The sequence below is a fragment of the Thermoflavimicrobium daqui genome (genome assembly GCF_003313465.1).
Taxonomy (GTDB): domain Bacteria; phylum Bacillota; class Bacilli; order Thermoactinomycetales; family Thermoactinomycetaceae; genus Thermoflavimicrobium; species Thermoflavimicrobium daqui.
In genome coordinates, this window is record NZ_KZ845663.1 from 179,695 (window position 1) to 192,312 (window position 12,618).

General features: G+C 37.2%; 15 protein-coding genes. 1 reads left to right on the plus strand and 14 read right to left on the minus strand.

Features of this window, described 5'->3' with window-relative positions; genetic code table 11:
* Window positions 1-20 precede the first annotated feature (20 nt).
* Window positions 21-752 carry a Spo0B domain-containing protein gene (locus DL897_RS00915; protein WP_113657247.1) on the minus strand — a complete coding sequence of 244 codons (732 nt, stop codon included), beginning with the start codon at window positions 750-752 and terminating at the stop codon, window positions 21-23.
* 368 nt (window positions 753-1,120) lie between these two features.
* Between DL897_RS00915 and DL897_RS00920 the strand changes: the two genes are divergently transcribed.
* Entirely contained in the window at window positions 1,121-1,924 is an 804-nt protein-coding gene (locus DL897_RS00920) for a GNAT family N-acetyltransferase (RefSeq protein WP_168188583.1), read from the plus strand.
* Window positions 1,925-1,997: 73 nt separating this feature from the next.
* Here the strand turns inward: DL897_RS00920 and rpmA are convergent, their stop codons facing one another.
* From rpmA to pilM, 13 genes are all read right to left on the minus strand, one after another.
* A complete protein-coding gene (gene rpmA, locus DL897_RS00925) occupies window positions 1,998-2,306 on the minus strand; it encodes a 50S ribosomal protein L27 (RefSeq protein ID WP_113657249.1) in 309 nt (102 codons plus the stop codon).
* Between the two features lie 21 nt (window positions 2,307-2,327).
* Window positions 2,328-2,666 (minus strand): ribosomal-processing cysteine protease Prp, encoded by a 339-nt coding sequence (locus DL897_RS00930; RefSeq protein WP_113657250.1) that lies wholly within the window; start codon window positions 2,664-2,666, stop codon window positions 2,328-2,330.
* Entirely contained in the window at window positions 2,666-2,977 is a 312-nt protein-coding gene (gene rplU, locus DL897_RS00935; RefSeq protein ID WP_113657251.1) for a 50S ribosomal protein L21, read from the minus strand. The genes DL897_RS00930 and rplU overlap by 1 nt, the downstream gene beginning before the upstream one ends.
* Before the next feature lie 248 nt (window positions 2,978-3,225).
* On the minus strand, window positions 3,226-4,077 hold the full coding sequence (locus DL897_RS00940; protein ID WP_113657252.1) for a M50 family metallopeptidase: 852 nt from the start codon (window positions 4,075-4,077) through the stop codon (window positions 3,226-3,228).
* A complete protein-coding gene (locus tag DL897_RS00945) occupies window positions 4,070-4,816 on the minus strand; it encodes a peptidoglycan DD-metalloendopeptidase family protein (protein ID WP_113657253.1) in 747 nt (248 codons plus the stop codon). The genes DL897_RS00940 and DL897_RS00945 overlap by 8 nt, the downstream gene beginning before the upstream one ends.
* Before the next feature lie 648 nt (window positions 4,817-5,464).
* Window positions 5,465-6,259 (minus strand): septum site-determining protein MinD, encoded by a 795-nt coding sequence (minD, locus tag DL897_RS00950; protein ID WP_113657254.1) that lies wholly within the window; start codon window positions 6,257-6,259, stop codon window positions 5,465-5,467.
* A 26-nt stretch (window positions 6,260-6,285) separates the two neighbouring features.
* Window positions 6,286-6,957 (minus strand): septum site-determining protein MinC, encoded by a 672-nt coding sequence (locus tag DL897_RS00955; RefSeq protein ID WP_113657255.1) that lies wholly within the window; start codon window positions 6,955-6,957, stop codon window positions 6,286-6,288.
* Window positions 6,958-7,152: 195 nt separating this feature from the next.
* The gene (gene radC, locus DL897_RS00960; RefSeq protein WP_240627226.1) at window positions 7,153-7,839 is read right to left on the minus strand and encodes a RadC family protein; all 687 of its coding nucleotides are present in this window, start codon (window positions 7,837-7,839) and stop codon (window positions 7,153-7,155) included.
* 76 nt (window positions 7,840-7,915) lie between these two features.
* Window positions 7,916-8,512 (minus strand): Maf family protein, encoded by a 597-nt coding sequence (locus DL897_RS00965; protein WP_420824096.1) that lies wholly within the window; start codon window positions 8,510-8,512, stop codon window positions 7,916-7,918.
* A 192-nt stretch (window positions 8,513-8,704) separates the two neighbouring features.
* Window positions 8,705-9,757 carry a hypothetical protein gene (locus DL897_RS00970; protein WP_113657257.1) on the minus strand — a complete coding sequence of 351 codons (1,053 nt, stop codon included), beginning with the start codon at window positions 9,755-9,757 and terminating at the stop codon, window positions 8,705-8,707.
* A gap of 264 nt (window positions 9,758-10,021) precedes the next feature.
* Entirely contained in the window at window positions 10,022-10,882 is an 861-nt protein-coding gene (locus tag DL897_RS00975) for a hypothetical protein (RefSeq protein ID WP_113657258.1), read from the minus strand.
* Window positions 10,879-11,511 carry a hypothetical protein gene (locus tag DL897_RS00980; RefSeq protein WP_113657259.1) on the minus strand — a complete coding sequence of 211 codons (633 nt, stop codon included), beginning with the start codon at window positions 11,509-11,511 and terminating at the stop codon, window positions 10,879-10,881. The genes DL897_RS00975 and DL897_RS00980 overlap by 4 nt, the downstream gene beginning before the upstream one ends.
* The gene (gene pilM, locus DL897_RS00985) at window positions 11,511-12,494 is read right to left on the minus strand and encodes a pilus assembly protein PilM (RefSeq protein ID WP_113657260.1); all 984 of its coding nucleotides are present in this window, start codon (window positions 12,492-12,494) and stop codon (window positions 11,511-11,513) included. The genes DL897_RS00980 and pilM overlap by 1 nt, the downstream gene beginning before the upstream one ends.
* Between the last annotated feature and the right edge of the window lie 124 nt (window positions 12,495-12,618).

A 12,618-nucleotide genomic window follows, 5' to 3' on the forward strand; every position in this document is an offset into this window, starting at 1 on the left:
TGTGTCACCACCTATATGTACTAACTTACATATCGTAAAAACATCCCTTGATGTGCTTTTTCTGAGAATAGTTCAGCTCCATTTTTTTGAATTTGTTGTTCGAGTTCTTGCCATTCTGCTTGTGGAACATCTAGAGGGATAGTTTTACCTTCTTCATCAGCTAACGTCCACTTGATCGAAAACGTCCTTCCATCTTGAGATAGCATCACTTTTATCTTCGTCCACTCAAGATAATCCATTCCTTGTTTTTGTAGCCAATGAATAATTTGTTTCATCAGATCTAAAAGGCGCTTCGCCTCTTTATCATCTGTTATTTCAAATGAATCAGCAAGAGAAACTTCCCATTCCCATTCTTTATATTTTACACTCAATGTCAACAAAAACACAGCCAATGGAGCATAACAAATATTCGAAATAATCCGCTCCCGATTGGCATCTGTCACTAGTTTTTGTAGATAGTATCCAATTTGGTCATTCTTTTTCATCATTTGATACCCCATCAATACTTGAACGTGATTTAGCCAATCATGACGTTGTTTACTTAATAATTCTTTGGTTTTTTCAGCTTCGCTTACCTCCATGAATTGAAATAATCTCTTTTGGTAAAAGTTAATTCCTACAAAAAACGTACATATTCCTATTGCGCAAAAAAATATACTTCCGATCATTCCCCAAGGCTGAATTACCCAACACCCTAAAGTAATCATGAATGGAATAAACACATGACTGTTATTAAATAAAAATTTCTTCAATGTCTACACACCCTTCTCTCCTATCCTTTATCTCTTTGATATATTACTTTCTCGCTATCAGATCAAAAGTCATCTTTTCTTTTAAGTCCATTTTGAAATATAATAAATTTTGGACTTATATACCATATATCACTTTTACCCTATCAGCTTTAAAAAGGTGATTGATATTCTGGTGTGAACCTTACTTAGTCAATTTAAATGAACTGTACATTTAGGCGAATCACGCTTTAGAATTTGGTCAAAGTCTTGAAATCTCATTACGGGCTTTTAAGTAGATAATATGGGGGGAGAAAGCTTACTTGATCGATATACTAACACATGTATTACGCCAAGAGTTTTAAAAAACAAGTAGAATGAAAGGGATTAATATGCATATTGAATATCATCAACCTGAGTCTCTCGACGAAATACAAGATTTAAGAGGTCAATATCTTCATACTCTTGTTGCGCCAATGGATGGAATGTGGGAAAGTTCTATCATCGCTCATGCTACCTATTGGAAAATCAAATATGAAGGACATATAGCCGGATATTTTTGTATCGACTCCACAAACTGTCTGCTACAATTTTATCTTACAGAAGCATACCAATCTTTTGCGCAAGGTATTTTTCCATTTATTTTGAAGAAAGAAGGGATCAAGCGTGCTATTGTAAGCACTCTAGAGCCTTTCTATTTATCTCTATGTCTCGATTTTCATCGAAATCTCTCTATTCATAGCTATTTATTTAGAGATTCACAAATGAGAGAGTTATCATTTCCTCAACTCAAAGATACGATCTTTAAGCAAGCGAAAAAAGAAGAGTTAGAAGAAGTAGTTAGGTTTTATGAAGAAAATACAGAAGGGAATCAAGACTGGATACCACCATTTGTCGAACGTTTAATTAATCAAAGTCAATTATTTGTTTTACGTGATCATCAGAAAATCTTAGGGACTGGCGAATGTATTATCAGTCAGAAACAAAAGCCTTATGCAGATCTTGGGATGATTGTTGCCAAAAACTATCGGAAGATGGGCATCGGTACCTACATTCTTATTCAGTTAAAAAACCATTGTTATAACCTAGGCTATAAGCCCATCTGCTCTTGTACTTTTGAAAATATAGCCTCAAAGAGAGCTATCGAGAAAGCTGGTTTTATCAGTCATTACCGGATATTAAACATTACATTTTAAGCATGCTTCATTTATCTTGAAAAATAGAAAAAACCGCTAGCCTTTTACTTGCTAACGGTTTTTTCTTCATTCATTAAGCTTGAGCTGCTGCAGCTTGTACTTGTGCTACTGGGTATACAGATACACGTTTTTTGTTACGTCCAAAACGTTCGAAACGTACAACACCGTCTACTTTTGCAAAGAGAGTATCATCTCCACCACGGCCTACTCCAGCACCTGGATGAATTTTGGTTCCACGTTGACGAACGAGAATGTTACCAGCCAATACGAATTGTCCGTCCCCACGTTTCACACCCAATCGTTTGGAGATGCTGTCACGACCGTTCTTGGTAGAACCTACTCCTTTTTTCGATGCAAAATATTGTAGATTCATTTTCAACATAGAAATCACCTCTTTCTAAAGTTATTTACGCTTTTCTTTTATTTTCACAAAGTCCGGAGCTTCATCAGCCACTTGTTCAAGTGATAAAATCATCGCTTCAAGGAGCAAATGGATCTGATCAATTACTTTAGGGTCATTCACATTTGCAGGAATCTGACAATTCATCTTTCCTTCATGATCAAGATCTGAATGTACCTGTACACCCGTCAGTTTTTCAATGGCATTAACCATGCCAATTGATATACCTGAAATCGCAGCACAAACGATATCGCGCCCTGGTTCAGCATAACCAGCATGACCCTTAATTGAGACCCGTTTCACTTGTCCTTCTTGGTCTCGCTCTATTAAGATCCTAACCATTAAGCCTCGATGTTTTCAATCACAACTTGAGTGAATGGCTGACGATGTCCTTGTTTTCTTTTATAGTTTTTCTTAGGTTTATATTTAAACACGACGATTTTTTTGCCACGACCGTGTTTAACTGCTTTTGCAGTGACTTTTGCACCTTCAACATATGGCTTACCTACAACGGTTTCGCCATCTTTGTTTACAAGCAACACTTTATCAAAAGTTACCGTTTCGCCTTCTTGAACATCTAGTTTTTCAATGTATAATACACTATCTTTTTCTACACGGTATTGTTTACCGCCAGTTTCTACAACTGCGTACATGAATGAACCTCCTCTGATTAGGACTCGCCATATTAGGAAAGACATTTGTCTTTTAGCATCCTAATGATGAGCGGTTTTTCGCACAACGACAACGTTTATCTTAGCATAATCAATTCATCTCTGTCAATGATTCTTCGCTGGGAATAGATAGAAATAAAACGAACCTAAAAAATATACAGCTGCTTTTTAACTTAGTCGCTATCCGTTTATTTCAATAAGCTTTATGCATTTATACTTAACCATGTTCATCAGGGATGGAGTCGTCCATAAGGATTTTGGAAGTATTGGCTAAGTATTTCCTCTTCTGGTATGAAGCTGATCGGTCTACCTACTTCATCCACTATTTCAAGAACATGATACTTTTCTTTATACCATCGATTGATAATATGTTCAAGTGGTTCATTAACCGAAACAGTCAATCTTTTGAGTGCATAGTTTGGGTGAACACCTTGATAATATCGCTCTAATAGAAAGCGAAGGAACTGAATCTTTTTATGCTTCATTTCTTTAAAATTGGCAGTAATAAGAAATACAGAAATACATAAGAGCGGAAAATGGACAGAATGACTTAGAAAAATAGCAGACAGTAAAAGTAGCACAGACAAGATCAAACTAATTACAGTTACCCAAAACATGCATTGGCGAAAAGGGAAAAAATAGCTAAGACACGCATGCATTACACGTCCACCATCAAGAGGATAAATGGGTAGAAGATTAAATAAGGCAAGCCAAACATTTCCTTGAATAAAATATTCGGTCCAATCCTTCGTCCACAAGCCGAACTCAAAAAAGAAATAACTTACTAGAATTAACCCCAGATGATGAAATGGCCCAGCCAAAGCTACGACGATTTCCTCTTTAGCTGGTACATTTCCCCACTTATCCGTTTTGACTACTCCTCCAAAAGGTAACAGCTCAATCGAATAAATCCGCCATTCATAAGACCATGCAGCACTAACATGACCTAATTCATGAATAATCACTAATACAAATAAAGTAATGACTTCTAAAAAATATCCTGTCCATATAGAAATACCCATCATAAACCAAAATAAAGGATGGATTTTTAACTCCATCCCTTGCCACGGATATTTACTCAAATGGAATCACACCCATTGGCGAAATAAATTGATCTTCTTTTTTTAAAGCAAAGTAAACCATAGGTTGTCCCTTCTTATCTCCTACCTCACCAATCAATTGCCCACTTTTCACCCAGTCTTTTTTCTTTACTTTTACGTTTTGGACAAATCCATACCAGCTTTCATATCCTTGAGCATGTCGAATAATGACTAAATTACCTAAGTCAGGCTTTTCTCCTGCAAAAGTAACCCATCCTTCTTCAACCGCTTTGATTTGAGATTCATGAAGAGTTTGCAGTACAGTCCCTTTTCTTTTCTGATCAAATGGTAACACCACTTTTCCTTGAACAGGAGCAGTCCACTTTAGCGAAGTAGATTGTTTGGGTTTTGATTGAAAAGCGGGTAAGATACTGGGTACTCCTCCAACCATCTTATGATACCAATCTGCCATATTTTGAAATTGAAACTCCTTCGTCATCGAAATGCGAATCCACTCTTGTACCTTTATACCCCTATTTGTCTGAAATTGGTAGATGATATAAGTTCCCAATAGTAGAAATACAGAAATAAGAGTTTGGATGAAAAGCTTACTCGGTTTATTTTTTTTATTTTTCTTATCCGTCCCTACTTTCCAATCCTTTTGTCCCCATCCTTCACTTTTTAGACCAACTCCATCGTCGGCTACAGAGTACATTCCTTGTCTAATTAACTGAACTTGCTTTTGTCTTCGTTTTTTAATACTTTCTCCCCACTCACTCATATCTATCCCCTCCGTCAGACAAGCTTTCTGGGAAGATAATATGATTGAAATGGTTGAATTATGAACGAAGTGATACAAAATTATAATAAATCCCTCTATAATATTGATATAAAATCCTATTAAATACAAAAATCAAACATCAAACATCTACAACATGTTATAATTCGAGCCAAAACCTAGATCATTGCTAGACAAAGCCCTAAATCATTTTGTGTAGGATCGACTTTTTCGCCAAAACCTAAAGCGTGAGTGAGTGGGGAAGCGATGAGTGGCAAGGCAACCTCACCTAATCCAAAGTGAAAAAAGAACCAAAAAGATGGTCAGACTTGCCTGAGGTGCAAAGCATCCCTCTCTCGTCTGACACTCGCTCTCATCTCCATAGCTAAAGGGTTTTCCCACTTGTAAAGATATAAAAGCAGCGTACCTTTGATAGTGGTACGCTGCTTTTATAAATAGTCTGTCCTCTTAATTAGTCACTTATCGCTTCCCCACTCATTTCCACTAGCCTCGATTCTTTCATAGAACTTCTTTAATTCTTGAGACACTCTTGTCCTTTTCTACACAAATAGTCTTTCTCAGCTTCAACTAGAAATAGCCTTGTTTTTTATCGAATTATGGAACAAGTTCTATAAAAGAAGCCATTTTATCTTAAACAAACCCAAGCCATTTTTTCATTTTTGACATCATATTTTGTTGCTTATCAAAGACGAGCAGTGGAACCATCTCTCCTTGGATTCTTCTGGCGATATTACGATAAGCTTTTCCGGCTGGACAGCGACTATCCCAAACAATCGGTTCACCTGTGTGACCGGCTAGAATCACCTGCTCATCATCGGGTACAACTCCAAGCAAATCGATGGCTAAAACAGACACCACCTCATCTACATCCATCATTCCACCTTCTTTAGTCAACTGTGTCCGTAGACGATTGATCACTAACTTGGGTGATGGTATTCGCTCTTTCTCCAACAGTCCGATTACTCGGTCTGCATCCCGAATCGCTGCATTTTCTGGTGTAGTTACTACAATTGCTTGATCTGCTCCAGCTACCGCATTTTTAAATCCCATCTCAATACCTGCCGGACAGTCAATAAGAACATAGTCAAATTTTTCTTTTAGCTCAGCTATTAACCAACGTAACTGGAGTGATGAAATAGAAGTTTTATCTTTTGTTTGAGCAGCAGGTAATAGATAAAGATGATCACAGCGTTTATCTTTAATAAGTGCTTGTTCCATCCGGCAAGTTTTTTCCACAACATCTACTAAATCATAAATAATCCGATTCTCTAATCCCATGAGTACATCTAAATTACGAAGGCCAATATCTGTATCAACTAAACAAACTTTTTTTCCCGTAAGGGCCAGGGCAGTACCGAGATTGGCTGATGTAGTTGATTTACCCACACCACCTTTTCCCGAGGTAATAACGATACTCTCTCCCATTGCTACCCCTCCCTTCTTTCATTGAGTTAAAGTCGCTGACGTCCATTTTCTTTCCATTTCATATCTGGGCGAAGCTGACTTAACGACTGAACTTGGTCTACAGCAATTTGATTATTTATTAAATATGCAAAGCGCATACCGACCTCTGATTCATCCCATTCATCAGGTGGACGGGAGATCACGTCCGTAATTCTTATTTGTGTTGGCTTAAAAATAGAAGCTGCAATAAGTGCTGTTTCATCCCCATTACTCCCTGCATGAGCAAGACCCCTAAGTGATCCCAATACAAATATACTACCAGTTGATTGAACACAACCTCCAGGGTTAACATCTCCAAGTAACAATAAGTCGCCTTTATGTGTTAGTATCTGACCTGAACGTACAGTACCAGCTAACATTTGCACACCTGAAGTATGTAATAAATCGGAGCTTTCTTCACTTTCAAAGCCTTGAATCAACAAATTTTTCTTGGTTGCAAATAACTGACGCAGGGCTATCTCCTCTGGTTTCGTAATTTGTCTTTTTCCCAATTTTATTAAAACTTTGGTATCAGGGCCATTCCATAGCGATGAATGATTATATTCAAGTAGCTGTTTTAGCTCTTCAAGTAGTCTAGAAAAAGGGCAGGAATCATTTAAAATAAAAAGAAGGCCATCCTTTGTCCCTTTAATGGTTACCCCTGGTCTCACCTTTCCCATTCTCACGTCACCCCGCCTCAAGTAAATGATTTCGCTATATCCCTTTATTTTCCTTCTATAACTAATTTTAGAATCTATATCCATTAAGTAAAAACGTAAACTTGGGCAAATTGAGACTTAAAAAGCCTAAATTTGCCCTCCAAAGACTTTTTATATTCCTATATCCGGATTTTATTCCGATGATGCAAACATACTTTATATAGCGTCTAAAATGAGTCCTTTTTCTTTCATGCTAAAATAAGATTGGTCACCAATGATTAAATGGTCGATCAGTTCTATGCCCATTAAATGACCTGCTTCTACTAACCGCTGAGTAACTTCTAAGTCTTCACGACTTGGAGTTACATCGCCACTTGGGTGATTATGTACACAGATAATTCCTGCTGAACTATAACGAATTGCTTCACGAAATACTTCACGCGGATGAACCACTGATACATTTAAACTACCTACAAATATACATTTTTTATGAATAATCTTGTTTTTTGTATTCAAAAATAAACACAAAAAGTGTTCTTGCTCTAAATAGCGCATTTCTTCCATCACACATTGTGCAGCATCATATGGAGAGCGAATAGTCACTCTCTCTTCAGGAACAGCACGTGAAATTCTTCTCCCTAACTCTACACCTGCAAGTAACTGAACTGCTTTTGCTGGTCCAATGCCATGAATCTGAGTCAATTCCATCAAAGATGCTTTAGTCAAACCTTTTAAACCTTCTGTTTGCGATAGGACCCTTTGTGACAGCGTAAGGACAGATTCATGTGCTGTTCCTGTTCGAAGTAAAAGTGCGATAAGCTCCGCATTCGAAAGCGCTTCCGCACCAAATTTGATTAGACGTTCTCTCGGTCTTTCCTCGACTGGAACATCTTTTATCAACACGCGATTTCCCCCTCTGCATTCATTTTTCCAGAAAGTCCAATGTGATCAGCAGAGGAGTTTATACTTACTTTCTGGACTAAAAATCATGAAACATAAAATATCCTAGCTCTTCCATCATCTGATCAAGTAATGACAAAGACAAACCCACAACATTAAAATAGCAACCATCCATTTTTTCGATCAATGTAGCTCCATACCCCTGAATACCATAAGCACCTGCTTTATCAAGTGGTTCCCCTGTACGAATGTACCAATCGATCTTCTTTTGTGACAAAGGCCGCATCCAGACATCTGTTTTTCGTGCTCTAGTTATTTCTCGAACAATTTTTCCTTCTTCGACCTCCACTAAAGCAATGCCACTAAATACGTGATGGACTCTACCTTGTAACTGAGCTATCATCTGCATAGCATCTTGAACATCGGTAGGCTTTCCTAAAATCTGTTCGTCCAATACTACAACCGTATCAGCACCGATGATGAGTGCAGATGAAGCAGATATAGAAACCGCCTTTGCTTTTTTTAACGCAAGGTTTTGAACAGCGTCTTTCGGCTTTATATCTGGAGGCAGCGTTTCATCAACATGACTTGTCATCACGCGAAAAGATAAATTTAACCCTTCTAATAAAGCTCTTCTTCTTGGCGAACCAGAAGCTAAAATTAATTCTTTTGGCATTTTATCCACACCTTTCTACATTAGGTAATAAATTTATTATAACCAAGTATTTTAGTATATTTTAGGTCAAAAAAAACACCCACATGTAGAAGGTGTTAGAATCATTGAAGTTATAATTTTAGTTTAGCAAAGTTGCTTTTAATCAACAAGAAACAATTTTATATTCCTAAATTATCCGATCTATCAGTTTATTTAATTTTGTAAATATCTAGTCAATTGATCATACCCTGTAATATAATGGACTAATCCTTCTTGCATCTGCCATAACAGAGCTTGACTTGGGTTCTTCTGTAATTCCATTCCACTTTGCATCGCTTGCGATAATCCACGCATCATTTCAGAAAGAGCATCAGAAGTAGTTGAAGAAAATTCTGCTTCGATTGCCTGCATTTCGGTCACCCACTTTTTATAGTCTTTGATCCAAGTATTATGAAATATAAATGGAGTCATAGGCTTTGAGTCGGTTTTCATTTGCTGTACAGAAGCAATGCCTAGTTGCTTTATTAAACTATTTCCTCTTTCCAAGGCTTTGGGAAGTTCTACAGGCAACTTTTTCCCTTTTACCTTTTTTGCTAGCTTTTGACCACCTATTTCCCATTCTTTTAAATACATATCGACTTCTTTTTGCTTAAACATGGTGGATAATTTTAATGCATCATCATATGTCATTCCAACCCCTAAAAAAATACGATAGGGTTCTGTTGATGACAACACAGCTGAAAGCCCTTTCGTACGAAAAGCTTGGACTTTCTTTTTAGCGCCATCATGGTCTTGAAAGTTACCTGCTTGTAACATGACGACCTTTAAAGTAGGAATTACACCGAGATGGTTCAAGCTAGGATGTAAGGAGTCAAATGTAGCAGGTGACTGCTTGACTAAATGAGAATCAATCGAAGAGAGATGTGTTGGCTGTTCCGAAAAAAACAATTGCAATAAAGATCCTCCCATAATCACACCCACTAAGATAGCTCCTCCAACTGAGAGCATATGTTGTAGGAAGTTAGGAGAAACTTTTATTGATTTTTTCTTTATAAGTGGATGTTTAGAAGGTTTCCAACCGATTTTTTTTCCTTTTCCCCCCTTTTGCAAAAATTCAATCCCCTGCTGTAACCAATCTAAGATTTGAGGATCTCTTCTAGGATGATGGTTTATTTTTACTGGTGGTATTGTTTTATGGTTTTGCGCTGAAACAATGATTTTTAATCCTTTTTTTTGTGGATAAACATTCACTTTATTTTTATCCATCTTTTTATTCCGTCCCTTCTCTAACTATTACTATATCTTTATGGGGCTAGTAGAGAAGATAGAACATAAGAAGCCGCTTGCCTATAAATTCTCCATATGTGGCAACTTATCATTAGACCCCATATAAGAAGAAAATCTACTGAATGAAAGAAAAGAAAAACGCTCGTTACCTTAAGCAACAAGCGCTACATCTTTACTTCTATTCTATCCATCTTCCCCCACCTCAAGCCTAAAGCCCAGTAGCAGAGGTATTCAAATTTTTTATTAGTTTCCCGCTTTTGAGTCATTGGTAGTTTCTTGGTTAATCGTACCACTTTTTTTCTGTTGTTGTTCATTCATTTTCTTCATAAGCTCTTCTTGGGTTGGCTTAGGTTTTATCTCGATCCTAGTCGGTGATTGTGTCGGAATATTCTTTTCATTACCAACCGTGGCTGGAGATAACTTTAAGTTTGAATCCATATAAATATATAAAACCAAACGTACACGTGTGTTCCCTATTTTATTTTCATCTTGATTTAAAATTAGATTATCCCATTCGCGAATACGAATCATTCGATCCAAATCTTTTATTGATTGAAACCATATTTTCAGTTGCGTAGAATCGGCGTCTAAATAAACATCCGCATAAATCATAGATAGATGGGGTGCTAATGATTTTTGTGACTCTTTTTTATCATGATATAAATAATGCTCCAAGCTTGTTTTTAGATCCGCAACGGATTTAAGATCCGAAATCTTTATCTCGTTTTTTATTTGATCTAAATCACCTTCTTTTGCCGCAAAGCGCATATCTTTCCACTTTACTCCTGAGGCTTTTGCCTTTGCTTGGAGGGCTTCAATTACACGTGAGACATTGATTTCAGTAGGTACCTTCGCATTAAGCGCTTGCAGTTCTTCCGTAGTCGGTGGACGTAAGCCTTGATCTACTAACTTTACAGTTGATTCATGTTCTCGTACATATTTCTGTAGGTTATTTAAGTGATCTCTGGTTTTCTTTAACTCCAGATGCTGTAAATATAATAGGGGACCACATATGATCATGACGAGTAATAAGCATAATGCAAACAGTGACCATAAAAACTCTTTTGATTTCCACCACAAGGGCTGTTTCCACCACGGTGTCACGAACTTCCTCCCTTCTGCTGGGAGTTATTTTCATTTTTTGTATTATTCCCTTTTGATTCATTGGATTTTTCTATTTTTGGGGGTTGAAATTGAAAACGAAAGCGTACGACAGTCGCATTATCCGGCTTAATTTGAACCTCTTTAATAGCTGAAGCCTTACCAACGCCTTCAATCATAAACTGCTTAATCAGCTTATTCGCTTTCATCTTCGTTTCAAAAATGCTCATATTGTGCTCTGAAGCAAATACTACCATTCCTGATAGCTCGTTCCCTTTTGCTTTAAGATTAAAAGTTTTAGCTTCTGGCGTTAAAGCTTGTCCAATCGCTTGCAAAGCTAAATCCCATTCTATATTTTCCGATTGTAACTTTTCTACCGTTTCCTTGTAATTAAGTACGGATCCATGCTGTTTGCGAAATTTTTGCTCTTGTTCTACCTTTTTCTTTGTTTCTTTTTCGACAGGTTCCAATAGTTTTTTTTGCTTTTCTAGCTTTTCTATTTGCGTGGACTGCTCCCAAAATAAAAAACCAGCGGCTCCTACTAATAAAACATGAAAGAGAATAATTCCACCAACCCACCAACGAAAATACCGCTTCACAGAGGAAACTGGCTCCATCAAGTTAATCTTCATCAGGCTTTCCCTCCGTTAAGTAATGAACCGATCAAAACAGATAATGATGCTCCAAATCGCCCCGTAGGAATTTTTTGTAATTTAGGAGAAATGAAGTATTCAGGTATGGTATCGACGGAAATTTTCGCTGGAATTTGTCCGAGTAACCAATTTCGTAAAAGATAAAGATCAATTCCCTCACCTGTCAATATCCACTCATCAGGCAGCCAATGAAACTCTTGAAACCAGCTTTCCATTTCTTGATCAACTCGATTTAATAAGACTTCACCAAAAGCTACTAGTTCACTTGGTGTTGTCAAAATGGGTCGGTACCAATCAGAGTAGGAATATCCACCTTGATTACAAAAAGAAATGAGGGGAAGCGACAAATACTTCATCCCTTCCAACTGACTGTCACGAAACCAGCTGAGCTCTACACCATTTGCTGTAAAACGAAAGGTAGAAAACGCAAACGGTAAGTCCCTCCGGGTATATTGTAACCATTCAAATAAGGAAAGGGAGGAAAACTGTACAGAAGCCAGCTCCAAGCCAGCCCAAGCAAAAATATCTTCCAATGAGTCTATCAACTTTTTAGTAGTGATAAATAACATCACTTTTCGTTGATCACGCTTTTTCGAACGTAAGCTAAAGTAATCAAAAATGACTTTTTCTTTCGTTAGTTTAGGAATCACATTTTTCTCTAACCATGATCTAATTTCATTTTCTTTAATTCGAGCCGGAACAGGCTGTTTATATACGCTAATATATTGACTATCCATAACTAAACGTACCATACGTGCAGAAGTATGTTGCTCTTCTTGCAACTTCTTTAGAAGCCAAATAAATTTATCACGATCAAATATCTGCTCCGAGTGACTCGTTTCCCAAGGTATTGGATGTGAAGTGACATGTTGTACAATATGTTTTGCTCTTTTTTTATGTAGCTCTACCATCTTAAAAAAGTGATCTTGTATCTCGATACCAAGAACTCGCCTATAGAACAAGCAAATCTTCAACTCCTTTCTATAACTCTTGCATGATATATTTTATTCTATCCTTCAGAAACGAATGAGGGGATGCCCCAAATACCTACCACTTATCATTTCCCTATATATAAACGAATCGCTC

What these genes read in the sequence shown, in the direction of transcription:
- DL897_RS00965 (WP_420824096.1), bottom strand. Translation starts at nt 8,512, where the DNA reads ATGCCAAAAGAATTAATTTTAGCTTCTGGTTCGCCAAGAAGAAGAGCT.
- DL897_RS00920 (WP_168188583.1), top strand. Translation starts at nt 1,121, where the DNA reads ATGCATATTGAATATCATCAACCTGAGTCTCTCGACGAAATACAAGAT.
- rplU (WP_113657251.1), bottom strand. Translation starts at nt 2,977, where the DNA reads ATGTACGCAGTTGTAGAAACTGGCGGTAAACAATACCGTGTAGAAAAA.
- DL897_RS00955 (WP_113657255.1), bottom strand. Translation starts at nt 6,957, where the DNA reads ATGGGAAAGGTGAGACCAGGGGTAACCATTAAAGGGACAAAGGATGGC.
- DL897_RS00945 (WP_113657253.1), bottom strand. Translation starts at nt 4,816, where the DNA reads ATGAGTGAGTGGGGAGAAAGTATTAAAAAACGAAGACAAAAGCAAGTT.
- DL897_RS00970 (WP_113657257.1), bottom strand. Translation starts at nt 9,757, where the DNA reads ATGGATAAAAATAAAGTGAATGTTTATCCACAAAAAAAAGGATTAAAA.
- DL897_RS00930 (WP_113657250.1), bottom strand. Translation starts at nt 2,666, where the DNA reads ATGGTTAGGATCTTAATAGAGCGAGACCAAGAAGGACAAGTGAAACGG.
- rpmA (WP_113657249.1), bottom strand. Translation starts at nt 2,306, where the DNA reads ATGTTGAAAATGAATCTACAATATTTTGCATCGAAAAAAGGAGTAGGT.
- DL897_RS00980 (WP_113657259.1), bottom strand. Translation starts at nt 11,511, where the DNA reads ATGAAGATTAACTTGATGGAGCCAGTTTCCTCTGTGAAGCGGTATTTT.
- minD (WP_113657254.1), bottom strand. Translation starts at nt 6,259, where the DNA reads ATGGGAGAGAGTATCGTTATTACCTCGGGAAAAGGTGGTGTGGGTAAA.